Annotated in this window: 28 protein-coding genes and 1 other annotated feature; of the genes, 2 read left to right on the forward strand and 26 right to left on the reverse strand. The window is 40.6% G+C overall.

Translation table 11 applies throughout. From position 1 onward, the window contains the following. Positions 1–17 precede the first annotated feature (17 nt). Complete coding sequence (locus tag HMPREF9189_RS07115) at positions 18–698, reverse strand: ABC transporter ATP-binding protein (RefSeq protein WP_000125740.1); 681 nt, start codon at positions 696–698, stop codon at positions 18–20. 13 nt (positions 699–711) lie between these two features. Then, positions 712–1,767 (reverse strand): ABC transporter permease, encoded by a 1,056-nt coding sequence (locus HMPREF9189_RS07120; RefSeq protein WP_000280272.1) that lies wholly within the window; start codon positions 1,765–1,767, stop codon positions 712–714. 380 nt (positions 1,768–2,147) lie between these two features. Here HMPREF9189_RS07120 and HMPREF9189_RS07125 point away from each other — a divergent pair, with 380 nt between their 5' ends. Then, positions 2,148–2,432, forward strand: coding sequence for a DUF3270 domain-containing protein (locus HMPREF9189_RS07125; protein WP_001111506.1), 285 nt, complete (start codon positions 2,148–2,150; stop codon positions 2,430–2,432). Positions 2,433–2,495: 63 nt separating this feature from the next. Here HMPREF9189_RS07125 and HMPREF9189_RS07130 read toward each other — a convergent pair whose 3' ends face one another. The 24 genes from HMPREF9189_RS07130 to HMPREF9189_RS07245 all read right to left on the reverse strand — a co-directional run bounded on the left by HMPREF9189_RS07130 (position 2,496) and on the right by HMPREF9189_RS07245 (position 23,756). After that, the gene (locus HMPREF9189_RS07130; protein ID WP_050356388.1) at positions 2,496–3,782 is read right to left on the reverse strand and encodes a cell wall metabolism sensor histidine kinase WalK; all 1,287 of its coding nucleotides are present in this window, start codon (positions 3,780–3,782) and stop codon (positions 2,496–2,498) included. Between the two features lie 39 nt (positions 3,783–3,821). Beyond that, complete coding sequence (gene ciaR, locus HMPREF9189_RS07135) at positions 3,822–4,496, reverse strand: two-component system response regulator CiaR (protein ID WP_000590630.1); 675 nt, start codon at positions 4,494–4,496, stop codon at positions 3,822–3,824. 109 nt (positions 4,497–4,605) lie between these two features. Next, the gene (locus tag HMPREF9189_RS07140; protein ID WP_001149094.1) at positions 4,606–7,152 is read right to left on the reverse strand and encodes a M1 family metallopeptidase; all 2,547 of its coding nucleotides are present in this window, start codon (positions 7,150–7,152) and stop codon (positions 4,606–4,608) included. A gap of 122 nt (positions 7,153–7,274) precedes the next feature. Then, positions 7,275–7,715 (reverse strand): ASCH domain-containing protein, encoded by a 441-nt coding sequence (locus HMPREF9189_RS07145; protein ID WP_009755359.1) that lies wholly within the window; start codon positions 7,713–7,715, stop codon positions 7,275–7,277. Continuing rightward, positions 7,657–8,559, reverse strand: a complete 903-nt coding sequence (locus HMPREF9189_RS07150) for a putative PEP-binding protein (RefSeq protein WP_000795791.1) — start codon at positions 8,557–8,559, stop codon at positions 7,657–7,659. The genes HMPREF9189_RS07145 and HMPREF9189_RS07150 overlap by 59 nt, the downstream gene beginning before the upstream one ends. 41 nt (positions 8,560–8,600) lie before the next feature. Further along, positions 8,601–9,206 carry a DUF6707 family protein gene (locus tag HMPREF9189_RS07155; RefSeq protein ID WP_000766556.1) on the reverse strand — a complete coding sequence of 202 codons (606 nt, stop codon included), beginning with the start codon at positions 9,204–9,206 and terminating at the stop codon, positions 8,601–8,603. Positions 9,207–9,267: 61 nt separating this feature from the next. Further along, positions 9,268–9,639, reverse strand: coding sequence for an Imm51 family immunity protein (locus HMPREF9189_RS07160; protein WP_000568347.1), 372 nt, complete (start codon positions 9,637–9,639; stop codon positions 9,268–9,270). Positions 9,640–9,880: 241 nt separating this feature from the next. After that, complete coding sequence (locus HMPREF9189_RS12555; RefSeq protein ID WP_002883126.1) at positions 9,881–10,036, reverse strand: hypothetical protein; 156 nt, start codon at positions 10,034–10,036, stop codon at positions 9,881–9,883. A gap of 17 nt (positions 10,037–10,053) precedes the next feature. Then, a complete protein-coding gene (locus tag HMPREF9189_RS07170; RefSeq protein ID WP_000942651.1) occupies positions 10,054–10,476 on the reverse strand; it encodes an SMI1/KNR4 family protein in 423 nt (140 codons plus the stop codon). Positions 10,477–10,493: 17 nt separating this feature from the next. Next, positions 10,494–10,829 carry a hypothetical protein gene (locus HMPREF9189_RS07175; RefSeq protein WP_000434269.1) on the reverse strand — a complete coding sequence of 112 codons (336 nt, stop codon included), beginning with the start codon at positions 10,827–10,829 and terminating at the stop codon, positions 10,494–10,496. Between the two features lie 42 nt (positions 10,830–10,871). Next, complete coding sequence (locus HMPREF9189_RS07180) at positions 10,872–11,570, reverse strand: 3-oxoacyl-ACP reductase (RefSeq protein WP_000196292.1); 699 nt, start codon at positions 11,568–11,570, stop codon at positions 10,872–10,874. Further along, a complete protein-coding gene (locus tag HMPREF9189_RS07185; protein ID WP_000141913.1) occupies positions 11,563–11,799 on the reverse strand; it encodes a DUF2829 domain-containing protein in 237 nt (78 codons plus the stop codon). The genes HMPREF9189_RS07180 and HMPREF9189_RS07185 overlap by 8 nt, the downstream gene beginning before the upstream one ends. Positions 11,800–11,911: 112 nt before the next feature. Beyond that, positions 11,912–12,727 (reverse strand): hypothetical protein, encoded by an 816-nt coding sequence (locus tag HMPREF9189_RS07190; RefSeq protein WP_009755362.1) that lies wholly within the window; start codon positions 12,725–12,727, stop codon positions 11,912–11,914. A gap of 114 nt (positions 12,728–12,841) precedes the next feature. Further along, the gene (locus HMPREF9189_RS07195) at positions 12,842–13,885 is read right to left on the reverse strand and encodes a DNA/RNA non-specific endonuclease (protein WP_000735442.1); all 1,044 of its coding nucleotides are present in this window, start codon (positions 13,883–13,885) and stop codon (positions 12,842–12,844) included. Between the two features lie 167 nt (positions 13,886–14,052). Beyond that, on the reverse strand, positions 14,053–16,305 hold the full coding sequence (locus HMPREF9189_RS07200; protein ID WP_000832903.1) for a glucosaminidase domain-containing protein: 2,253 nt from the start codon (positions 16,303–16,305) through the stop codon (positions 14,053–14,055). A gap of 110 nt (positions 16,306–16,415) precedes the next feature. After that, positions 16,416–17,354: a dihydroorotate dehydrogenase gene (locus HMPREF9189_RS07205; protein ID WP_000210681.1), complete on the reverse strand. Its 939-nt coding sequence runs from the start codon at positions 17,352–17,354 to the stop codon at positions 16,416–16,418. A 10-nt stretch (positions 17,355–17,364) separates the two neighbouring features. After that, positions 17,365–18,165, reverse strand: coding sequence for a dihydroorotate dehydrogenase electron transfer subunit (locus HMPREF9189_RS07210; protein ID WP_009755364.1), 801 nt, complete (start codon positions 18,163–18,165; stop codon positions 17,365–17,367). 247 nt (positions 18,166–18,412) lie between these two features. Further along, positions 18,413–18,793, reverse strand: a complete 381-nt coding sequence (locus HMPREF9189_RS07215) for a VOC family protein (protein ID WP_000157150.1) — start codon at positions 18,791–18,793, stop codon at positions 18,413–18,415. 57 nt (positions 18,794–18,850) lie between these two features. Further along, a complete protein-coding gene (gene rplT / locus HMPREF9189_RS07220) occupies positions 18,851–19,210 on the reverse strand; it encodes a 50S ribosomal protein L20 (protein WP_000124830.1) in 360 nt (119 codons plus the stop codon). A gap of 51 nt (positions 19,211–19,261) precedes the next feature. Continuing rightward, a complete protein-coding gene (gene rpmI, locus HMPREF9189_RS07225) occupies positions 19,262–19,462 on the reverse strand; it encodes a 50S ribosomal protein L35 (protein ID WP_001125942.1) in 201 nt (66 codons plus the stop codon). Positions 19,463–19,494: 32 nt separating this feature from the next. Then, positions 19,495–20,025, reverse strand: coding sequence for a translation initiation factor IF-3 (infC, locus tag HMPREF9189_RS07230; protein ID WP_000848184.1), 531 nt, complete (start codon positions 20,023–20,025; stop codon positions 19,495–19,497). 15 nt (positions 20,026–20,040) lie between these two features. Beyond that, positions 20,041–20,172, reverse strand: a sequence feature (ribosomal protein L20 leader region). A 73-nt stretch (positions 20,173–20,245) separates the two neighbouring features. Then, positions 20,246–22,486, reverse strand: a complete 2,241-nt coding sequence (locus tag HMPREF9189_RS07235) for a DNA internalization-related competence protein ComEC/Rec2 (protein ID WP_000084756.1) — start codon at positions 22,484–22,486, stop codon at positions 20,246–20,248. Next, positions 22,470–23,120, reverse strand: a complete 651-nt coding sequence (locus HMPREF9189_RS07240; protein ID WP_000387317.1) for a helix-hairpin-helix domain-containing protein — start codon at positions 23,118–23,120, stop codon at positions 22,470–22,472. Before HMPREF9189_RS07240 ends, HMPREF9189_RS07235 begins: the two co-directional genes overlap by 17 nt. A gap of 66 nt (positions 23,121–23,186) precedes the next feature. Continuing rightward, positions 23,187–23,756: a GNAT family N-acetyltransferase gene (locus HMPREF9189_RS07245; RefSeq protein WP_000443759.1), complete on the reverse strand. Its 570-nt coding sequence runs from the start codon at positions 23,754–23,756 to the stop codon at positions 23,187–23,189. A 176-nt stretch (positions 23,757–23,932) separates the two neighbouring features. Between HMPREF9189_RS07245 and ald the strand changes: the two genes are divergently transcribed. Further along, positions 23,933–25,045, forward strand: a complete 1,113-nt coding sequence (gene ald / locus HMPREF9189_RS07250) for an alanine dehydrogenase (protein WP_000904701.1) — start codon at positions 23,933–23,935, stop codon at positions 25,043–25,045. Positions 25,046–25,095: the final 50 nt, after the last annotated feature.

Here is a 25,095-nt window from a genome sequence, read left to right on the forward strand (position 1 = left end):
ATTCACTCTATTTTATTTTATGCATGTATTTCTTCAACTAGGTGGCCATCGTTCATAACATAGATACGGTCGACCTTATCAAGAAGGCGTGTATCATGTGTAATCATGACAACTCCTCTACCTTGTTCATGGGCAATGGCAGCCAACATCTCCGTTACTTGGTAAGCACGCTGGGTATCTAGACTGGCTGTCGGCTCATCTGCAAGAACGATGCTCGGATTATTATAAAGCGCTCTAGCAATCGCCGCACGTTGACGTTCGCCACCCGATAGAGCCTTGGGATAATGATCTTGTACTTTTTCCAAATCCAACAAGTCAAAGAGCTCTTTTCGGTCACTTTTGCTATTTTTTCCCTTATCTAGTCTGTCAATCAAATCCAGCTGTTCCTTGACCGTTAGAAATGGAATTAAGTTTGAAGCTTGTAGAATAAAGCCAAACTCTCTAAAACGGAGGTCTGTTTTCTCCTTCTCCGTCAAACTACCTGTTTCCTTTCCCTTTACCAAAATCTTTCCACTCGATGCTTCCTGGAGTTGTCCAAGAGTTGTTAGAAAGGTCGTCTTTCCAGAGCCCGAAGGCCCAACAATAGCTACGAACTCTCCCGCATTTAGCTGAAAATTCGTCTCATGCAAGGCAACGACTTTCATCTTTCCTTCCCCATAGGTTTTTGTCACTTGAGTCATTTCAATCAATGCTGTCATACAATTCTCCTTATCATTCTGCAATTGCAGTAATCGGGTCCACCTTTAGCAAGCGTGGAAGTGAAATGACACCACCTAGAAGGGCCATCAAGCAAATTACCAAACTTAGGACAGAGTAGGCTATCCAACTTGGGTAGAAAAAGAAGGTAGCTGGTAAGACTAAAATCACTCCACCAATAGCAAGCAAGGCTAAAGCAATCCCCATACCAGCTAGGAGGAAAATTTGACAGAAAAGAGACCATACAATGGTTTTGATCTGTATTCCCTGAGCCCGCATTATTCCATAAAGACCTAATTTTTGGATGGTAATGATATAAACAAAAATCCCCACAATCAAGCCTGTGATAACAATCATAGCAAGAATCATCCCTGAAAATACATTAACCTGAGGTGTGTAACCAGGAATTTTTGATATTATTTTTGGAATGGAAATCTGTTTCAGACCATCCCCAACCACTTCTATATCATTTTTCAATACCAAGGCAGAGATGGAACGATTGGCTTTCAAGGTTCCTTGTAAGGTCCAATAAGTTGTCAGACTCGTAAAGACAACAGGCTCGGTGAAAAATTTATTTCCTTGTGTCAGGCCTACAATCTTGTAACTTGACTCGCTTCCATTAAGCTGAATGGGATCGCCTAGCTTAATCCCATAGTTCTCAAAAGACTGATCCACGACAACCTCATCATCTCCTTCAGGATAACGACCCTCCGTCAAACTAGGAGAGATAAATGCGTCCCAGTCTTGAGCAAAAATGGAAACATTGACCTTTTCACTACCATCGACTAGATTGGTCACAGCGAACATATAGCCCAATGGAGCAGCCTCTTCCGAACTCTCATCCTTGTAGTCCTTTTCAGGAATAAAGGATGCCGTCAAATTATCATTTGCGTAGTCAGATAAAACCACACCCGTCGCTTGCCAGTTATCAATAGCAGCTCGGTTATTTCGCACAAGACCAAGAGCCAAACTGGTCATAAAAAAGACCATAAAAGCGATAAGAAAAATGGTAGTGAGAATCAAACTATATCGAAGTTTGTTTCGTAATATTTCTTTGATAGCAAGATACATGCTTATCTCCTTTAACGTTTCCCAGGGGTAGCAAAAAGCCACCCAATCCAATAGACAGCATCTCTGTCTTATCATCCATTCAAAACAACTCCTACCTCTTTTACAAAGAATCACGGTAGCAACTCAACAAATTATCTTAGGAAAAGCACTTGCTTGCTATCAATTTATATAAGTTATCCTTTCCTCTCTCAGTATATTTATAATAGAGAAGGTCAGGCCATCTGTTTCAACTGTAACACCCATGCTATCACTTTCCCTAGTGGGTGTCAAGAAGAGCAACTTAGAAGATGATATAAGACTTTAGTAGTTTTGTAACAATTCTGTAATAATTCTCTGCATAAAAAATGATAAAATAGTTAGGTACTGTTAAGGAGAGAATCATGCCCGCAAGAAAACTAGAAGCATATGAGTTTGAACACACTCCCGAATCAAATCAAACTCCGCTTTATCAAGATTATGCACCAGAAGCCCCAGTTGGCCCTAACCTAAAAGAGATTTTATTTTTTGTAAATATTGCTTGTTTTTGTATTTTTATGGTGTTTTTTAGTTTTATCTTTTTAGCCTTAAAATTGAACACAGCTTTATCATTTGTTGCGGCTATGGGGGCAAGCTTGACACTCCTCCAACTCCAACGAAAGATTATGAAACGAAAACTTTCAAAATAAAGGTTGGTACTACTACCAACCTCTTTTCTAGTTAACAAAAAAGACAGTTTTAAAACTGTCTTTTTATTTATTCTTTCGTTTGGGAGGAGATTGGATAGCAATCTTGACTTCAAAAATCGTTCCTCTAGGTTTGTTATCTTTTACGGTAATCGTTCCTCGTAAAGCATCAACAATCTGCTTTGCCAAAGAAAGTCCAAGTCCAAAGCCACCTTTCTGACGAGTTCTTGCCTTGTCTACACGGTAAAAACGGTCAAAGATTTTCTTTTTGTCAGTAGCTGAGATTCCAATCCCATTATCTGTTACTGTAAGATAGAGATGGCGATCTGTAGCATGAACTACAAACTCAATTTCCCCATCTTCTTCGGTATACTTGATGGCATTATCAAACAAGATGGTCATGAGTTGTTTTAAGAGCAACTGATCGGTCATGAATGGACGGTAAATTCGATTTTCATAGTTGAAAACACGATCATTTTCAGAAGCAATCAACTCATAGTTGGCAAAGGTTGTTTTAAAGAATTGTGGAGAAACTTCTGCTATTTCTGGTTTGATTCCATCATCTCGACGTGCAAGGTTGAGAAGATTGGTCGTGAGGAAGCGCATATTGCGAACTTCTTCAAGACTAGAAGCGATGCTTTCGCTGGATTCCATAATCGTTGCTTCTGGTTTTCGAAAGAGAGTCTCTAAACGATTTTGTAAAACGGCCAAAGGCGTTCTCAGTTCGTGGCTCGCGTTTTCAACAAAAGACTTCTGCTTTTGCATACTTTCCAGCAGAGGTTTGACGCTGACACGGGCAAGGTAAACACTGGCAATTAAAGACAGGAGCCAGAAACTAGCCATAACTACAACAATTAAATGCTCGTGGTTTTGGCTGATTTGCTCAAGCTGGCTGGTATTGATTAAAACCGCCGCATATTTGACATTACTTGAAACAGTGGATGAATTGGTTTCCATCAAGACCATTCGGTAGGTTTCTTCCTGACCATAGCTATTGACAACTTGGATTTGGCGAATGTGATTCAACTCTTTCTTGTCCAGCTTGATTTTGTCCAAGCCTAAAAAGCGGTTACCCAGTAAGAGTTGGTTAAAATCCTTGTCAAAAAGCAAAACTTCTGTATTGGAGCTAACATTGGGCTTGATTTCAGCCTTGCTAGCATCCGCTGTTGCTGGTTGAATATCCTTGACTTCCTCAGTTGCCCGATTAAGGGCTAACTGGATGACAGCTTGAGGACTACTACTAAGGGCTTGTAGTTTTTCATCTACAGAAGTGTAGAGACTGGAGTGCATGACCTGAAGGATAATCAAGGTCATAGCAGAGAAAATCAGGGTGAACACTCCGAAGTTTCGAATGAAATAGCTGAAATCATCCGCATACCATGTTTTTTTAGTTTATTGAACATCTTTTAAAATATACCCGACACTACGCAAGGTTTGAAGATTTTCGGCAAAGGCTGTCCCCTTCAATTTCTTACGAACTTTTGAAACATAGACTTCTACAACGGAAATAGTCGTATCGCTATCAAATCCCCATAGACGATCAAAAATTTGTGTCTTGGGAAGAATGACATTTTGATTTTGAAGGAAGTAAACCAATAACTCAAACTCTTTTCCGAGTAGTTCCACAGGAGTATCTTCCACCTTCACTTCATTCGTTGAAAGGTTGACGACAATATCCCCATAGGTCAAGGTGTTTTCGTTAAACTTGCCTGAACGTTTGAGAAGGGCTTGAATCCGCATTTTGAGTTCTTCTAGGTAGAAAGGTTTAGTGAGGTAGTCATCCGCTCCCAACTCAAAACCATGTCCCTTGTCATCTAAACTTTCCTTGGCTGTCATGATAAGGACAGGGGTTGTAATTCCTTTTTCGCGCAACTCTTTCAAGACTTGGAATCCATTTTTTTCAGGCAACATCAGGTCAAGCAGAATCAAGTCATAGACGCCACTTTCAGCTTCGTAGAGACCTTCTTCTCCATCAAAGACCTGCATGACATCTGCAAAATCATCTAAAAAGTCAAATACTGAGTTTGACAGACCTAGGTCATCTTCTACTAATAAGATTTTTATCATCAGAAACTCCTCCTTGTTATGATTATTATACCAAAATTGCCTTAAAAAAAACTCAACTCTCTCTTCTTTTCAGATAGAAAGTTGAGTTTTTGTTTACATTTCGAACGAATTAAGCTTTGCCATATTGGGCTACAACAGCTTCGACTGCTGCTTTCTCACGCTTAATCAAGTCGACACGCGCTGCGATTTCCTTGATTCCCATACGGATGTTACGGCTAAGAGCTAGATCAGAGAGTTGGGGCTCAAAGAATTCCTTGTATTCCGCCAATCGTTGCTCTGTCTTAAATACATGAGCAGGAAGGATAACAAAGCTATCAAAGCTCATATCTCCTCCAAGAGCTGCCTTAATCCAAGCCCAGTTTTCACGCGCCCATACCCAAACAGTTTCTTGGGTTGTTTGATGATCTAGGAACTGGTAATACCAAGCAGACAAGTCTTGTGGTTTCACAACAAACTTATCCTTCCATGAACGAATCAAGGTTTGGATATTGTCAGCATCTGTACTGTAGGCAAGAGCCGCAGCCAACTGACGTTTGAAGACCGCATCCGTCGTATGAGTGTAGAGGTCCAGATAAGTTGCAACCAAGTCTTTGGTCTCATGGTGTTTCATCTCATTGATGAGAACTTGAGCACGGATTGCTGCTGGAAGTCCTGCAAGATTATCCTTGTGAGCTGCAAAGATTTGGCTAGCGACTTGACTAGCTTCTGCATCATTTGACCGAATCATCATGGAAATGGTCAACTGACGAACCAATTCGTCTTCATCTGATTCACCATCTTTGGCTTCAAAACCAAGACGGTCATAGTTGTGACGAGCCAATTTAGCAACGAGTGTGTTAAAGGCTTTCTCAGTTTCTGTTCCTTCATCGATAAAGCGCTCAAGGGCAGCAATCACTTGAGATACAGCTGAAACCACCAAGTAAGACTCTTCCTTGGCAAGTTTATCAAGGACTGGGAGCAAGTCAGCATAAGAAATATGACCTGCCTCAGCCAACAAACGACGTTCTTGAACGATTTGCAGTTTGCTTGTATTATCAAGTGTCTCTAGCTCAGCAAGAACAGCATCTAACAAGTCTCCTTGATAGTCGGTAATGTAGTGGGCTGTATTTTCAGTGTTGAGACGGAGAGCTCCTTCATTTTCAGCAAGAAGAGCTGCGTAGCCAGGGATTTCAATACTTTCAGTTTCGAGTGTATCTGGCAAACCTTTCCAGTTGCTGTTGAGTGGCACAACCCAGAGACAGTTCTTGTCTTCGTGCTCACCGATAAAGAATTGTTTTTGTGAAATCTTCAAGACATCATTTTCAACTTTGACAGTAAGAACTGGATAACCAGGTTGCTCCAACCAAGAATCCATGAAGGCTGCGACATCACGGCCTGACGCTTGTCCAAGGGCATTCCATAGGTCACGACCAATGGTATTTCCATATTGGTGTTTTTCAAAGTAAGCATGCAAACCTTTAGCGAAATCAGCATCTCCTAGCCAACGTCGAAGCATGTGCATGAGACGGCTTCCTTTGGCATAGACGATAGCGCCATCAAAGAGCGTATTGATTTCATCTGGGTGTTTGACTTCAACGTGAACAGACTGAACGCCATCAGTCGCATCACGTTTAAGTGCTCCCGGAACACCACCTGTTTGGAAATCTTCAAAGATATTCCAGCTTGGCTCGATAGCATCCACACAGACGTATTCCATCATGTTGGCGAAGCTTTCATTAAGCCAGAGGTCATCCCACCATTTCATAGTCACGAGGTTACCAAACCATTGATGAGCAAGCTCATGAGCGATAACAAGGGCTACTTGTTGACGGCTAGCAAAGGTTGAGTTCTCATCCACAACCAAGTAAACTTCACGGTAGGTCACAAGACCCCAGTTTTCCATAGCACCAGCTGAGAAGTCAGGAAGGGCGATGTGAAGTGATTGAGGGATTGGATACTTAACTCCATAGTAATCTTCGTAAAACTCGATTGAGCGAACAGCGATGTCCAGTGAGAAATCAAGGTTAGATAATGGGTGAGCTTTGGTTGAGTAGACACCTACAAGGGTACCGTTTTTAGTTTTAGCGGTCACCCCTTGCAAATCACCTGCTACAAAGGCTAACAAGTAAGAAGACATGCGAGGTGTTGTTTCAAACTTCCAGATGCCTGTTTCCTTACGGTTTTCAACGTCAGTCTCTGGCATATTTGACAAGGCCAACTCACCTGCTACTTGGTCAAAGCGAAGAGCGAGATCAAAGGTTGCTTTGGCTTCTGGCTCATCCACACATGGGAAGGCTTCACGCGCAAAGTGGCTTTCAAACTGCGTAGACAAGACTTCCTTCTTAACACCATCCACTGTGTAGTAAGAAGGGTAAATACCTGTCATGTTATCTGTAATCTTTCCTGAAAAAGCAATGACTAATTCAACTTGACCTGCCTCATCCAGTTCGATATGAAGGGCTTCATTGTCATGATCAACTGTAAATGGACGAGCTTGACCCGCAACTTCTACAGAAGCGATTTCCAAGTCTTTTTGGTGAAGGGAAATACGGTCAGTCTTGGCTTGACCAGTGATGGTCACCTTCCCAGAAAAGGTCTTGGTCTCACGACTCAAATCTAGAAATAAATCATAATGTTCAGGAACAAATTGCTTAATAAAATGTTCAACTGCTTGCATAGTTTTCTCCTATTCTAAGTTTAAGAGCTACTGCTCTTCTTTAAACAAACTTATTATATCATGTTTTGCTTAAGAAAAAAGGATTGGACGGCAATTTCCAAAACTTTCTTCCTTCTATCTGTCTACAGAGGGTAGACCTTGCGAAATTCTTCTAAAACAACCTTGCTGTCAGGCGTAAAAGTCAGCCCAGCCTCCCTCAGCCACTCGGCGAAACAGTCTTCATGAACCTGACGCCAATAGGCTAGGGATTTATCACCTTCCCCTTCCTTAAAAGCATGTTCAGCAGAAACTTGATTGAAAGGCTGAACAGAAACCTTTGTAATTTCGACAATGCAGACAGCCTGATTTTGACTATCTAAAATGACATCAAAGGTCCCTTCTTGCGGAAGGGGTTCGTCCTCTAGAGCGTAGAGGTCATAGGCTGAGGCGGTTGCTGTCTTTTCGCCTCTTAGAACTAAGTCTGCCAAGAGATCGGCTTCCACTCCAAAAGCCCAGGCATCTATCTCATCGCCGATAGAGGAGTTGATTTGCTTGTATGCTTTCCACATTTCTTGCGGTGTCATGGGTTGCTCCTTTGTAATTTTTTACTTTTTCTTTTATGTGTTTGAGGTGGTCTGGATGGTCAATCTCTAAATTAAAAATCTCTGGAATAGAACTGTAGTGGATAATGCACTTGATACCCATCTGATTCATTTTTTGTATGAAAGAAGCATTCAGATAGCCTGCTACAGCAAAGTCAATCTTTTTAGTATTTGATTTCTCCTGCATCTGTCTCAGCATATCTAACATAATCGGACTTTCCATATCATGCCATTGACTGTTTCTCACAGTCGCAAAAATAAAAGAAGTCAAATCATTCATTCCAACTATAATCTTTGAAATACCCGTTTCCAGTATCCTGTCCAAGTCAAAATAAGCTGACGGTAATTCAATCATTGTGCCGATTTTCCCAGTAAAACCATGCTCACGCAATACTCTAATAGCTTGTTTTAATTGGTCGGCATCATTGATAAAAGGAAAAATAACAGACAGATTGAGATTTGTTTGATAAACTTCTGTAACGACATTTGCCTCAGCCTGAAATTCATTCGGACACGCCAGCAAACGCCTTATCCCTCTATATCCAAACAAGGGATGATTTTCATCAAAATGCTCTTTAGTCCCCTCTAAACAATTAGCTTCTGTATTTGTTAACTCTGAAAAACGATACCAAACCTCTTCATCTGAATACAAGGAGCAAATAGTGTCTAGATAATCTTTTACAAATTGCTGACAACTTGCTAACAGGATGTTTTGGTTGAGCTCTCTCAACAAGTATTCCCCACGAATCATGCCAATGTGGTGAAATAGTTGAGGATAAACTTTTTCAGCGATTTTCTCGCCACTAAGGGCTAGCTGGTTTTTCATTTCTTCCCCTCTTTCCATCCTTCAAATTTAGCTACACTTCCTCATACCCTAAATGGAAAAAGTACATACATCCCCTGCTCCTTGATAAAGCTTTGTAATCTTTCGATTTGTTCTTCTATTCTAGACTGGATATCCGCCTCGTCCAGAGTTGATTCCGCACTAAACAACTGAAGTTTTAACAAGTCTGCTAAATAAAGTAAGCACCATTCCATCTCAGATGTAAGGGTCGAAGCTTGCTCGATTTTTGCAAGCTTTTGTTCCAAGGTATCACCATTCAAAAATCTCTGATGTACTCTCCTTCTTATTTTTCTAGTTGTTTCCTCCCCAGAATCTAGTGGACTTAAAAGGAGATTTTGATAGATGGATACCTGATTTTCCGTCTGCTTTTCCATATAGGCCAACAAGACTATTGAACTCTCAACAAAGGTCCAACTATTATAATCTCCTTCAAAGGGAATTTGTAGCAAAATATCTAACAACTTTTTAGCTAGTTCTTTTTGACCATATAGATAGAGTAAATAAGCAAGGTGATTAAGAGACTCAAGATAGGAACAGTTGGTCTTCTTGTACTTTTTTAATATTTTTTCTACATAGGGTTTTAAATCAGAATGATTTTCCACTAGCTCAAATACTTCTATCAGCTTCATCTTAACTCCTTTGTGTCTTTTCCCTAGTCAAATATCTAGTAGTTAAAGCTTTTCTAATCAGCTAATCTAACTCTGCTCGACTAAACAAGTCTATCATAGACTCAGAATCGTCGCAAAACTCCTTAAAACCTAAAGCAAATGTTGCTAAGGCATCAATATTGGAAGAATAGGCACAAAACATACTTCCTTCTGGATCAAAGTCAATAGATTCGCTTAATTCAGGCATTTTTTCCTCTAAAAATATCAAAGCAAGAGATGCCCAATCGTATCCATTTCCTTCGAATCCCTCATCTTCCCGAGTGTCGAATACTTCCTGTCTGTATTCTCCACCAGGATAATAAATGAGCGACCCTCGAACACTTTGTGTCTCTTCATCATGGACTAAAAATTTAAAAGGTGAAATTTTTTTATTTACCATTTTGTAATCTATCATTTCTTGACTCCTTACTGTATTCGCTTAGGTTTAATAGAACTATGCAAATCCAGCTTAGTTACTAGGCAAAGGGAATAAAAGTATCATGTTGATTATAATAAATTAAGGCATCGACCAAGTATTCAGGGCTTGCGTCTGGCTTTTCATCCAATGCACTAGAAGGACATCTATCAGATGCTCACCATAATATACCAGATTAAGATTTCTCTCTACTACTTCCACAGGGTAAACATCTTTATCATCAACTACAACTGGATAATCCGACACCAAAATAAAGGCTATCGAGATCCAAATTCCCTTCATCATTGCCATAGAGGCAAAAGTCATCTTGAGTACATTGTTCTAACTTAACTTGCTCTAAAATATCTGCTAGTGAAAAGAATTGGTGTTTACGCATGATTGCTCCTTTTATTTCTACTCACCTTCCACAAAACTAGTCAGAAAAGCCTCAAATGAAAGCCATTGACCAAAAATCTCAGCTCTTTCTTCTAAAACATAGTAGTAAACCTTGCCATAATCTTCTTCCCTTAGAGACAGAGCATAGTTTCCAGACCCAGGATCATAGGCAAAATGAAGGAGGTCTTTAGCCTGGAATCCGGCAGGAACAACCTCATCGTCAAACCAGTTGAGGGCCTTCTCAATCTCCTCTAATGAATAAAAAGCATTGAAAGGAAAGAGATGTTTGTCATCATGAACACCAGACACACAAGATTGACCACCATTGTACTTGAGATAAAAGTTTAACATGGCTTCCGGCAATTTCTTTCCAAGGTTCTCCTCAAATTGTAAAAGGTCTTCTCTTGTAATTGCCTCATTCGCATCTGTTGCTCTCAGCATAATTATCCCTCCGATTTTTACAATCTTTCTTCTAAGACCTTGTCAATAAAGTCATAGACAGTTGCAGCAACTTTTTGCATTTCTAAAGAGCCCAAAGCACCCAAATCATTTTCATAAATGCAATCATCAGCATTTTTCTTGATAAAGTAGGCCAAATCTCCCTCTTGACCAATCATAAAGAAGTCTGGTTCATCTACTTCTATCTGATAGGTCTCATTACGCTCTAAGAGATCCTCCTTAGCATATAAACAGATACCTGAGTCACCAATCTCATAAGGATCTACTTCGTCCCATTCCAATAAAAACTGATGGTAGAAACTTGGAAACTCAAATCCAAATATATCTTGTTCCATCTTTAACCTCCAATAGTGAACAATGCAAACTGTACCAAAGCATCACTTCAAACTCCAGCCACCATCAATGGTCAGGATTTGCCCCTGCATGGCAGATGCGTGACCGCTAGCTAAGAATAAGCTGACTTCTGCAATTTCACTGGGCTCAATCCAACGCTTGATTGGTGTTTCACTCGCTACCCAGTCTGCTAAGCCACCTGGCTCAAAGTCCGTAGCAGTCATGCCAGTCTTGACAGCACCTGGAGCAATACCAAAAATCTGAATACCAGCCTCAGCATAGTCTAGAGCTAACTGCTTTGTAAAGCCAGCTAAGGCATGCTTAGATGAAGTATAAGCGTGTCCACCTCCACCAGCTAGACTTGATGCAATAGAACACATATTGATAATGATTCCTTTTTTATTTCCCAGCATTTGTGTCAAATAATAGCGAGTTAGCTCAACAGGAGTCACGTAGTTGATTTCAAAAATTTCTTGAATTTCCTGCGCTGATTGTTCCAATAGGGGTTTGTAATCATCCAATACACCGGCCGTATTACACAAAACATCCACCTGAGGGCACCAGTCAAAAATCGGCTCCAAGTCCAAGGTCAAATCTCTCTGTAAAAAGTGGAAATCACCCTGTAAAAGTGGATTTTCGCCTTGGTCAACTCCATAAACTTGATAGCCACTCTCTAAAAAGAGGCGAGCTTGAGCCAGACCGATCCCTGAACTCACTCCCGTAATCAATACGCATCTAGTCATGCACTTCTACCCAATCCGTCGCCAAAACATCACAAGGTGTCGGGCTCCACATGGAAAAACCTTCCCCTTCTCCAGACACGTTGATTAGGAAATAGGGCGTCACTTCAAGTGCAACTCCGTTTTGCTCGATAGTGTCAAAAAGCTGCACATAGTTTTCAGCCCCTCCCCAACCAGTTCGTACATATTTTTTCTTAGCCTTTAATCCAGGCAGGATTTCTTCAAATGTCATGATGTTCTCCTTTAATGCTACATTATTAATTTAATTATAACAAAAAACCGTTTTCCAACGGTTTTTTGACTGTATCTTAGTGCAATAAAATAAATAACTATCCAATTTTTTATTATTTCAGTTCAATTAATTTATTGTAGATTTTCTCAGTCAGTTCTTTCTGTTGCGTTCCTGTTAAATGGTGCGAAGTGCGAATTAAAACAGTTCCATAAACATAGTGGGATCCCGGATTTAAAGCAGTTCCATCAAAAGCACTAATATAAGTATTGCGCTTTTCTGCATCTTCTTTTGTCTTATAAACCTCTATATTTCCACCAGCATCATTACCTTTTTGAACAATATCTGAGCCTTCTACAGATTCATTCACCTGCTTGTCAACAAAATATACAGACGCTGTATACCCACCTTGTTTATTTAATTTTTTATTAGGATCATTATCCTCCGTAACAGATTGTACTCCAGTAATTGATTCAATTTCTTTAAGTCTTTCTTCAATAAAAGAACTTGAAGGATTTGTAATTTGTTTTAATTGAAGAATGCTATTTTGATAGTGAATCAATTTTTCAGATAAATTCTTTTTTGTTTCACTATAATCTAATGGTTGACTTAATTCTTCAATTTGCTTCTCAATCTTAGCAGTCGCTTTCTCCATTTCTGGTATTTTACGAAGTGAATCTTTGCTATCCTTTATAGTTGATTTCAATTTTTCCAATGTCTTAGAATCAAGAGGTTCTTCATCATTATCAATAACCTTTTCAGCCTCAGCTATTTGATCTTCAACTTCTTTGTTTTTTTGATTTAAATCCTTTACTACATCTTCAAACTTAGTTACAGCAGCTTGATGTGGTGCATAGGATAAGAAATAGTATCCTAGACCAGAAATTCCTATGATGAGACACATTGACAATATCATTATTTTTTTCTTCATTTCAATCTCCAAAAAGTATTTAATATCTTCACAATTTTACTATAATACATCAAAACAAGCAACAAAAAAACCGTTTCCCAACGGCTTTTTGACTGTATATCTACTAAATTCTTCCTACCACTGCAATCCAGCTTCTCTGATTTCTTTCTTAGAAGCAAATTTACCATTTGGTCTGTGCCATCTCCCTTTTCTATCTCTGAAGTAGCCACCTGAATTTGTTGATTGCGAGTTTGATTCCTGGCTTTCTTCCTTTTCTTGTGCGGCTTGGCGAGCTTTTTCCTGCTCTTCTTCTTTTGCTTTCTTTTCAGCTGCTTCTTTTTCTTCAGCCTCTTTCTTGGCTTTTTCCTCAGCTTCCTTCTTAGCCTTTTCTTCAGCTTCTTTTTTAGCTTTTTCTTCTTTGTTTTCAACTGTATTTTTAGCCGTACCATCCAAATAATTGATTTCCGCATTAGCTGAAACATTGTCTAAAACGACATGCGTCACTGAATACTGATCAACCTTTTCTTTACTACCACCCAACTTGATTTCCAAGAGTTTACCATTTTCATCTATTCCCACATACTGCAATTCAATCTGTCTCGGAATCAACTCATCTTTTTGATAGATTGGGGTCACCTTATAGTCAAGATAGTAGTTTGGGTGATTGGCCAACCAAGAGTCCAATCGATTTTCATAGTAAAGCATGCTTTCTTGATTAGTGTTATCTGTTCCAGAATAATTTCCAGCATTGAGCCAGTTTGTCATCGGAACCAAGTTTTTCTTTTCATCATTCAATCCGCTAAACTGGTACCCGATCAGATGGCCTCGACTCATCAACCAAGCTTCTTTTTTACCATCACCATAAAAGAATTTATAATTGTGCCATCCAACTGGATCATAAGTCAACTTGGACTCTCTCTTCTCTTTTGGTTCATCACCATCCTTAAGTTGAATATGAGCACCTGTTGCGCGTGATTTAGAGTCCAATTCCCCAAGTTCTAACTGTTTCTCATTTTTAAAAGGCAAGAGTCCAGCCTCTTTAAACAACTTCTCATTGAACTTAATTTGCTTCTGTTCAATTTTTTCTTCTGGGGCCTTTGATTCTGCCTTATGTCCAGAACATGCAACTAGGGTTGTGATTGAAAGCAAGGCAATTGAGAAGGATAGTAGCTTTTTCATAAAAATCTCCTTTTTATATGGTGATTAGATTAATATCTCCTATTACATTTTACTATCATTTTGTTAATTATTCAAGACTAAAGAGACTGTTATTATACTATTTCTCCTCCAATGTCCAAAACAAAAACGATAACCACTTTTCAGTAGTTACCGTTGGTTTATTTTGATTAGTCTTTCCCACCAAGTTTGCTGTTGATAGTCATCATGATACTGGCTATCTTCTCACCCCAGTATGGATCTGAGGCGTAGCGAACATTCATTCCGGTCGCTTTATTTCCAAGGTGGTCTCTACCATAGTCAATGTAATTCTCACGAATCCACTTGGCCGCTCCGAGAATCCCTTTGTCCACATCATCAAAGCTCTTAGCTGAAAGATATGGGCTAGTATCATAAGCCGCAATACCAAAGAAGTTGTTCTTATCTCTGGAAATTTGACTGCGTCCCCACGCACTTTCAAGGGCACTATGGGCCATTAGGTAAAGGGCATTGACACCATAGCGTTCCTCAGCTTCTTTGAAAGTCGCTCCTTTACCCGCAAGAGGACTATCCTGCAAGTTCATCATCGAATACAGTTTATCCAATTCAGCTGCACTATAATTACTTGGCTCTCTCAGGTTTTTAAAGAGGAATGGATTTTTAATGGTAAAACCATCAAAATGCTCACCATCAGTTGAGTAGTACTTCTTACCAATAATCATAGCAGATGTGTGTGGAGCTACTTTGATACTCGTATAAGGAGAGAGTTCATGGTAGAGGAATTTCCCATCACTAGTATAATGAGGGATAAACTCGCTTCCTTCATCCACTGCTGTCAAATCACTTTGATTCATATAGCCAGACAAGCCAGAAATCGAAACTGCAAGTCGGCCACCTTTTCGCGTTGAGCTATCCAGTGAAACAATGCTTCCTTGGTTAATGTAACTCAAGATTTCTCCAGATGCACTATAGACATAGGCTGTGATTGGTTTAACTTTGTAATATTTGGTTTTATCCGCAACATGCCATTTACCTGAGGCATCCAAGGTATGACCACCTACCGTCTCGTTTTTTGCCATGTAACCGCCTGATTTAAGGTAGTACCATGATTGATCGGATGAATCATAGATAAGCTCTTTCTCAGCCATCTTCCCATTTGACTTGAGGTAGAACCAATTGTTCTTGTACCACACCCACTCACTTGCAGCCATATAACCGCCAGATTTGAGATAGTAGTAACCATTATCCCAGATCCATTCTTTATTGGCATAATTTCCATCAGAGTTAATATAGAACCATGAGTTATAATTCTTGTCAAAGAGCCAACCTTTACCAGCTTTTGCTCCACTACTCGTCACATAGCTGCGGTCAATCCACGTTTCTGTGGAGAGGTAGCCACCGGATTTGAAATGGTAATCCTTACCTTTGATGATTTGCCAACCTTTTTCAGCATAGGTTCCGTCAGCTTTCAAGTAAAACCATGAGTTATAATTCTTGTCAAAGAGCCATTCCGATTTCAGTTTAGCTCCACTCTTAGCAACATAGAAGCGGTCAATCCAACGTTCAGTAGAAAGATAGCCTCCAAATTTGAAATGGTAATCTTTACCTTTAATCGTTTCCCAGCCTTTTTCGGCATAGCTACCATCAGCTTTCAAGTAAAACCAAGAATCATAATTCTTATCAAAGAGCCATTCCGATTTCAATTTAGCTCCACTTTTAGCAACATAGAAGCGGTCAATCCAACGTTCAGTAGAAAGATAACCGCCTGATTTGAAATGGTAGTCCTTCCCATCTATAGTTAACCAGCCATTTTCAGCATAGGTACCGTCTTGTTGAAGGTAGAACCAACTGCTATAGTTGTCATCATAAATCCAGGCTTGTTTAACCTTATGACCATTTTCTGATATATAGCTCTTACCAAGCCAAGCATTTTTCAGCATTTTACCTTGTGAATTGATGTAGTATTGATTCTCCCTTTGAGTGATCCACTCATCTTTGGCCATTTTCCCGTCTTCTTTAAGGTAATATTTTTCCTGACCTTGTTGAATCCATTCGTTTTGAGCTTTCTGACCATCAGACTTGAGATAATACCAGGATTGTTTTTCTTGGTCAAACACCCATTGATTCTTGACCCTAGCACCACTTTCAGCCACATAGTACTGGTTAATCCAAGCTTTTGTGGCTAATTTCCCGGTCTCGTTAAAATAGTAATCCTTACCATCAACAGTCAGCCAGCCGTTTTCTGCACGTTGTCCATCAGCCTTAAGATAAAACCAATTCTGATACGTTTGGTCAAAGATCCATTGGTTGGTTACTGGTTTTCCATCAGCTTTTAGATAGGTCTTTCCTTGCCAAGTTCCCTCTTCTGCTTTTGCTGCCTCCACTACAGTAAAAAAACACCCCAATAAACCAGCACTTACTAGGGCCACTTTCCATCGTTTCATTTAAATGCTCCAATAACGTTTTCTAAACCCTATTGTAACATAGTTAACCGACGGAAATATTACAAATTGATGAAGATTCTATTTCTTGTTGACAATAAGGAAGACCTAGCTTATCTCAGACTGGCTTTGACTTCCTTACGGAGATCTTCCAAACTACTAATGCCATATTTGTCCATAACTTTTGGTAAATTTTCGATGATATCAGGACAGGCATAAGGATTGGTAAAGTTGGCTGTTCCAACTCCGATGGCAGACGCCCCAGCCAGATACATTTCTAAAGCAGCTTCAGCCGAATCCACTCCCCCCATTCCAATGATGGGCAGGTCTGTTGTTTGGGCGACTTGGCGGATGAGTTTGAGGGCTACTGGAAAGACTGCTGGTCCAGACATTCCACCTGTTCCATTGGCTAGGATTGGTTTTCTTGTTTTGAGGTCAAAGCGCATACCGACTAGAGTATTGATCATGGTTAAGCCACTTGCTCCTGCATCTTCTGCGGCTTTGGCGATGGTGACAACATCCGTTACACTAGGGGTTAGTTTGACATAAACTGGCACATCAGAGGCCTCTACAGCTGCTTTTACCACTTCATAAGCCAAGTCAGGATCTTGCCCAATCAAAAGTCCATGATTGCCATGATCCACATTCGGACAAGAGATATTGAGCTCGATCGCTTTTACATTGGCTGCCTTGGAAATCCCCTGAGAAACGGCAGCGTACTCTTGTTTTGAAAAGCCTGCTACATTGGCGATGATAGGAAGTGTTGGATATTCTCTTTCCAGCCAAGGCAACTTTTCAGCTAAAACAGCTTCTAAACCTGGATTTTGCAAACCGATTGCATTGAGCATACCTGCAGGCGTTTCTGCCACCCTAGGAGTTGGATTGCCAAAACGGGGTTCTAGAGTCGTTGCCTTGATCATAATAGAGCCTAAAAGGTCTAAATCATAGTACTTAGCATACTCTTGACCAAAACCAAAACAGCCTGATGCTGGAATGATGGGATTTTTCAAATCCAATCCTGGTAGAGAAACTTGTAAACGATTTGTAGTCATGACTTTCTCCTTATAATACAACCGTTCCTGTACGGAAAACAGGGCCATCTTCACAGACACGTTGGCTGACCGTCTCACTATCTGGCACTCTTAGAACGCAGGCATAGCAAGCACCCATCCCACAAGCCATACGAGATTCTAAAGATAGATAGGCTCTTGGATGATCATAAAAGGTTTGATTGATGTACTTCATCATTCCCGGAGCCCCACATGAGTAAACAGCATCAAATTTACTGTCTAAATCATTGATGACAACAGATACATTTCCCTTAATGCCATAAGAACCATCATCTGTCGTAACAAAGACCTGACCATATTGGGTCAATTCTGTTTCGAGAATAACAGCATCCTTGTTGGCAAAACCGAGGACTGTCACTACTTTCACCCCACGCGCATGCAATTCCTTGGCTACCTCAAGCAAGGGTGGAACACCAATCCCACCACCAACGAGGAGAACTTGGCTCTGATTGCCTAAATCAGACAAGTCAAAACCATTCCCCTGAGGTCCCATCACATCAAGAGTATCTCCCTGACTTAATGTTGAAAAAATAGCTGTCCCAGCTCCCTCAATTCGATAAATGAGATGACACTGCTTCTTAGCCTTGTCAATAGATGAAATTGAAATAGGACGACGCAAGAGATGGGCATCATCAGGCACACGCAGATGGAGAAATTGACCTGCTCGCATGGCTTCAACCATTTCTCCTTCTAGGACTAATTCAAAGATTGCTGGCGCGATTTCCTCCTGTGCGACCACCTTCATGCTTTCCATACGAATCGCACCCATACGCTTCTTACATGTGGGATTCATGACTTTTCCTCCTTAAATTTAAGGGGACCAGATAAAGAAAAGACCTTGCTATAGCAAGGTCTCAGTTAGGTTAGGCTAGAACTCATGCGCACACTTAAAAAGTCTCCACAGAGAAGTCCCCTATCCCTTTTATCTGACACCTTGTGAGTCTCTCTGGACTCCCCTTAAAGGTTAAATTTGTATTAGTATACTCTTTCAAAGAAAAAAAGTCAAGTAGAAAACGAACATTCTACTTGACCTTACTGGATTATTTTTCACGAATGACTTCGACCTTGTACCCATCAGGATCCTTGACAAAGTAATAGTTTGGTTGAGTTCCTGGAAGTCCATTAGGGGCTGTCACCTCATAGCCTTTAGCGCTATGTTCTTGATGTAGGGCCTCAAGGTCAGGTGTACTGAGAGCGATATGGGCGAAACCATCTCCTACCACATAAGGACCGTGATCATAGTTATAGGTTAACTCCAACTCGTAGTCATCCCCCTCAAGTCCTAGATAGACAATGGTAAAAGCATGATCTGGAAAATCTCTGCGACGCAATTCTTTAAATCCAAAAGCATCTTGATAAAAAGCGATTGATTTTTCAAGGTTTTCTACTCGCAAGCAAGTGTGTAGCATTTTTGAAGCCATATATTCTCCTTTATTTTTAAAAAGACTGGGACAATCCTGTTCCAGTCTTATCAATTATTATTTACCAAGTTTTGCTTTAGCTGCATCTGCAAGAGCTGTGAAAGCTGCTGCATCGTTAACAGCCAAGTCAGCAAGCATTTTACGGTTAACTTCGATCTCAGCCAATTTCAAACCATGCATCAATTGTGAGTATGAAAGTCCGTTCAAACGAGCTGCCGCATTGATACGAGTGATCCACAATTTACGGAAGTCACGTTTTTTCTGACGACGGTCACGGTATGCATAGTAGTAAGAGTTCATTACTTGTTCTTTTGCAGTACGGAACAAGATGTGTTTAGCTCCATAGTAACCTTTTGCTAATTTAAGAATACGTTTACGACGTTTGCGTGATACAACGCCACCTTTAACACGTGCCATGTTTTATTTCCTCCAAATATTTCCTAGAATTGTTTACTTACTGTTAGGCTATTATTTCAAGCGAGTAAGCATTGCTTTGATACGTTTGAAATCTCCTGAATGCACCATAGATGCTTTACGAAGATGACGACGTTGTTTCTTAGTTTTTCCGTGGAAACGGTGAGAAGTGTAAGCACGGAAACGTTTAAGTCCACCAGAACCTGTACGTTTGAAACGTTTAGCTGATGCGCGGTGTGTTTTTTGTTTTGGCATGATTTTTTCTCCTTTATTTAACTTTCTGACAATTATTTTTTGTCAGTTGCTGGCGCCAACTGCATGAACATTTGGCGTCCATCCATCTTAGCTCGTTGTTCGATGATCGCAATATCTTGTGTTGCTTCAGCAAACTCAGCTAAAACTTTTGCACCAATCTCTTTATGGGTGATCATACGCCCTTTAAAGCGAATAGATACCTTAACTTTATTTCCTTTTTCAAGGAACTTGCGTGCATTGCGAAGTTTTGTGTCAAAGTCACCCTTGTCGATAGTTGGACTCAGACGAACTTCTTTCACAGTAACAACACTTTGTTTTTTACGTTGTTCTTTTTGCTTTTTCTGATACTCAAATTTGAACTTACCGTAGTCCATAATCTTAGCAACAGGCGGTTTTGCTTGGGGTTGAATCAATACTAAGTCAACATTTGCACTATCAGCCAATGCTTGCGCTTCGCTGAGTGGCTTGATGCCTAGCTGTTCTCCCTCAAGACCGATCAAGCGAACTTCACGTACACGAATTTCATCATTGATGAATAAGTCTTGCTTTGCTATGGTTTTCACCTCTTTTTTATTATTAGAGAAAAACAATAGCGGGCTCGTAATGATACAAGCCCGCACGTTATGATAGCGTTTCTTAGAAACTTTTCATCCGTAGGGCCAGGCAACTTGATGTCACAAGGCGAGAAGCTCTCACTTCTGCTTTTCTCAACTTTTATATGATACCAAGTTTTCTATCCCTTGTCAAGATAAAAAGTCAATTTTTCGAAAAACTTTGTCTATTTTATCGCACCGTTTCAATTCGCCAACTATTCCACCCTGTAAAGCGGATAGCCCCTTGCTGGTCAGTTCTGTAAATCTTACTCTTGATACTTTCCATTCGTGTCAAGGTTTCCTGATGGGGGAGTTTCGCACGATTGTTTTTTCCAACTGAGATGAGAGTAATTTCTGGTTTGATTTTTTCTAGGAAAGCTGGATTGGATGATGTTTTAGCACCATGTTGGCTTGCTTTCAAGACATCCACCTCTAAGTCAGGATATTGCTTTAGAAGATCCTTCTCTCCCTTCTCTTTCAAGTTTCCAGTAAAGAGAAAATGCTTATCCAAGAGTTTTCCATAAAGAACCAGAGAATCATCACGATTCCTATCTCCAATCTTCCTTGGAGATAGGACTTCTAAGTAACTGCCAAAAATCGGCAAGTTCTCCCCTGCTGCCACACTGCGCACCTTGGTTTGGCTTGCTTCTAGTTCTGTTACAAATTCCTTCTGTGTCAAACTTCCTTTTGACACTAAAATTTCGCCCACATGGAAAGCCTTTGTTACTTCTAGCAAATCGCCAACATGCTCCTTGTCTGTATTGGTCAAAACCAGCTGGTCAATCTTGTCTACTCCTCGACTTTTAAGATAGGGAATCAAGGTTCTCTGAGCATTGCTGGTCGTCGCCTTTTCTTGCCATTTTTCAATTTTCTTATCAGACTCTGCCTTGCCTCCCACGTCTATGAGAATGTTTTTTCCAGTTACATCCCGTAGGAAAATACTTTCTCCCTGCCCTACATCCAGCATGGTAATTTCATTTTCCAGAGGATGCTTGATTAAGAAAAAGAGCCCTACGACAAAGAGAATGAATCCTGCTAGTCTTTTGATGTTTTTCCTAAAATCATACAGTATTGCCAAGGAAATTAACAGTAGAATCAAAAGCCATGCGTTGGGTTGACCAAAGACCAGAGGCCTGCTTGCCAGCTGCGATACCAAGCGAATGATATTCTCCAACCACTCAAAAATAAAGTTAAACTGAGTGACTGGGTAAACAAAAGACAGAATGAATAAGATGGACAAAAGCGGTAAGAAAACCAAGTCAAATAGAAAGGAAAAGACAAAGGTCAAAAGAATAGACCAAGGCTGAAATTCTGCAAAATAAAAGGATAGAATGGGCAATATTCCCAAAGAAATGACCAAACTTTCTCTGGCAACAGCCTTGAGCCCCTCGCCTTCTTTGCTTGTCATAGTCAAGATAAAAGCATAAGCGCAGGACAAGACCCCTCCAGCTGTCAAGAAAAAGTTGGGCATGATGATAAAGAGGACAAGGATCGTCAAGGCAAAATTATCCAAGCCCTTAACACCATGTTGGGCCAGTAACTTTTGCAAGAGACTGCGAATGACCGAAGCTGAAAATCCTGTCAGACCTGCATAGATAAGGGAAAAGGGATAGGCCAGCCACTTCAACTTTTCTTGAGTCAAGCCCAATCGCAAGAGGAGTTTCTTAAAGGCATCCATAAAGAAGCCCACTTGCATACCTGACAAGGCAAATAGATGGATAATTCCAAGACTGGAATAAAGCTCATTCATCTCCTCAAAGTCCGTGTCCAAATGTCCTAAAAGAAGGCCTGTCATATAGTTGCGCATAGGATCTGGAAAGTGCATCTTGATCCAAACTACTGCCTTTCGACGTAAACTAGACAGATTTTCTCCTATATCCCAACTGCTAACCTGTTTAAGTGACTGGATGCTCTTGATAGTCAGTGTCTGGTAAATCCCCTGAGTCTTCAGATAGGCTCGGTAGTCAAAGCCACCAAAATTTCTCTGCCCTTCAGGCTCAGAGACTGTTCCTTCTAGCTCTATCTCGTGAAGGTCTGTTAAGGTCTGAAAGAACTCTTTCTCCTCCTCAGACTGGAGTTTATAGTAAACTTGGAAGGTGCGACCCTCAGCCTTGCCCCGAAAGGACAGACTGTCTCCATTGACTTTGATGGTATCTGGTAAAATCCGTACCCTTTCAACAGAATCCACTAGGTTCTGACTAGCTTGTGTCTGTTGCCAGTTTTGAAACAAAAACCAAAATCCAAAAACTCCACAAATCGCTAAAACTTTACCAGCCGATTTCCATGGAAATTGGAAAAAGAGACAGACGAGCAAAAAAACAAAACCTAGCAGTGCGAGATAGGATGCTGAGAAAATGACGTAGTAAAGCCAGAGCAATAGAAAACTCAGATAGATTAAGGGGATAGGGAAATTCTTAATCCACTGTGACATAATCTTTTAGCTTTTCTATGGTCTTAGCGCCAATACCAGAGACTTTCTTTAATTCATCTACCGACTTGAATTTGCCATTTGTCTCACGATGATCGATAATATCCTGGGCTCGTTTTCCTCCCAATCCTTTGATTTGCTTGAGTTCTTCCAGACTGGCCTTGTTAAGATTAACCTTCTTTTCCTTGCTCGTCGAAGAAGACGTTCCAGAACCAGTCTGCTGACTCACTCCTTCTTCTCCCTTGCTTGGGACATAGACCAGAGCCTCGTCACTGACTTTCTGAGCAAGATTGAGCGATTTGCTATCTGCCTCATCTGTCAAGCCACCCGCCTTTTGAACAGCATCATGAACACGACTCCCTACTGGTAAATCATAAATTCCTGGCGATTTAACTGCACCTTTGACATCTACTGTGATTAGATCTTGTTCAGGAGATTCTTCCTTTTCTTCCTTCTTGATTTCCTTTTCAGATGATGAATCCTTTGAAACAGCTGCAACTTCAGCCTGCAAGTTTGTTTCTTTCACAGGTGTTTGTGAAGTTGGCTTTAGTAGGAAAAATGCGCCCAAGGCCAAGCCTAAAACAGCACAGATGACAATGATTTTATACTCTTTGATTTTCTCGATAATTGCTTCCATATTTTCTCCTCTCTTAGATTATTCGTAAGAGGAAGAAAAAAACAGCTGAAAAATCTTTTCAACTGCTTATTTATTTGCAAAATAGTCTTCCTTAGTCAAGACATAATGAACCCTTGTGATAATTCGACCTGGTTCTTTATTATCCATTCTGGCATAGGGTTCTTCGTGGGAAAAACTCATACCTGATTTCTCCATGACCTTTCCTGATGCGGGATTGTCTTTATCGTGAAGAGCGGTCAACTTGTTCATTCCAATCTTCTCAAAAGCCAGTTCAATCACGGCACGATTGGCTTCTGTCGTCAATCCTTGATTCCAATACTTTTGGTTGATAATATAACCAATAGCTGCCTTCTTAAGAACAGGATCAATCTTGTGCAAATCAATGGTTCCGATAAACTGGCCAGTGCTTTTTAGTTCGATTCCCCACCGTCCCAAGGGATTAGCCAAGTAGAACTGAGCGATGTTGTTCTTGGTTTCTTCTAAGCTTTGATTTGTTGGAAAAGTGTAGCGTGTATTTTCTCTGTCTGAGGCATACTCAAACATATCTTCTGCATCGTCCAAAGTTACAGGTCGGAGCAACAAACGCTCCGTTTCTATAGATGGATACTGGGCAAATTTCACAAATATTGATTCCATACTTTTCCCTCCATTAGAGCTTGATTCTCACTAGTCTAGCATAAATAAATTTGGATGACAAGTTTTCCTTGATTTTTGAAGCGGTTTCATATACAATAAAACCATCACATTTTTGATTTATGAACTGGAATGTGACAACTAAAACAATCCCGTCAATTGAAAGGTAGGTTATCTCTATGTTAATCGGAATCCCAAAAGAAATTAAAAATAATGAAAACCGTGTTGCCCTCACTCCTGCTGGCGTCCACAGTTTAGTCAGTCGTGGACATCGTGTTCTCATCGAAACAAATGCTGGTCTCGGATCAGGATTTACTGATGCAGACTATCAAAAGCAAGGAGCTGAGATTGTCGCAACTGCTGCTGAAGCCTGGGCTGCCGAGTTGGTCGTGAAAGTAAAAGAACCACTAGCTTCTGAATATGGTTATTTGCGCGACGATCTTCTCCTCTTCACCTACTTGCACATGGCCGCTGCTCCAGAATTAGCAGGTGCTATGTTAGCAGCCAAAACAACAGGAATTGCCTATGAAACTGTTCGTGACAATCAAGGACAACTACCACTCCTCGTTCCTATGAGTGAGGTTGCAGGTCGTATGGCTGTTCAAATCGGAGCTCACTTCCTTACTAAGCAAGCTGGTGGCTCTGGTGTTCTACTTGGTGGTGTACCAGGTGTTCCAAAAGGAAAAGTAACCATCATCGGTGGTGGTGTCGTCGGTACACATGCTGCCCGCATCGCCCTTGGTCTTGGTGCTCAAGTAACTATTTTAGATATCAGCGCTAAGCGTCTCTCAGTTCTAGAAGAAGTCTTTGGAAACCAAATCCAAACTCTTATGTCCAATTCTTTCAATATTGAAGCAAGTGTGAGAGATGCTGATGTGGTGATTGGTGCGGTTCTCATCCCTGGTGCCAAAGCACCAAAATTGGTTACAGATGAGATGGTCAAACAAATGCGTCCAGGCTCTGTCATTGTTGACGTTGCCGTTGACCAAGGTGGCGTTATCGAGACAGCTGACCGTGTGACAACGCACGATGAACCAGTCTATGAAAAACACGGTGTTCTCCACTATGCCGTTGCCAATATCCCTGGTGCGGTTGCTCGTACTTCAACCATCGCCCTAACCAATGTCACTCTTCCTTATATCGAAGCATTGGCTGACAAAGGTTTTGCACATGCAATCTCTGAAGATGAGGGCTTGCGTCAAGGTGTGACCACTTATAAAGGTTACTTAACTAGCCTCCCAGTTGCTCAAGGCCTCGATAAAGATTATACGTCTATCGACGAACTTGTTTAAAGCTATACACTCATTAAAAAAGAGCAGTTCCATTTGAACTGCTCTTTTTT

Origin of the sequence: Streptococcus sp. oral taxon 071 str. 73H25AP, from assembly GCF_000146755.1 — a bacterium.
Taxonomy (GTDB): domain Bacteria; phylum Bacillota; class Bacilli; order Lactobacillales; family Streptococcaceae; genus Streptococcus; species Streptococcus oralis_T.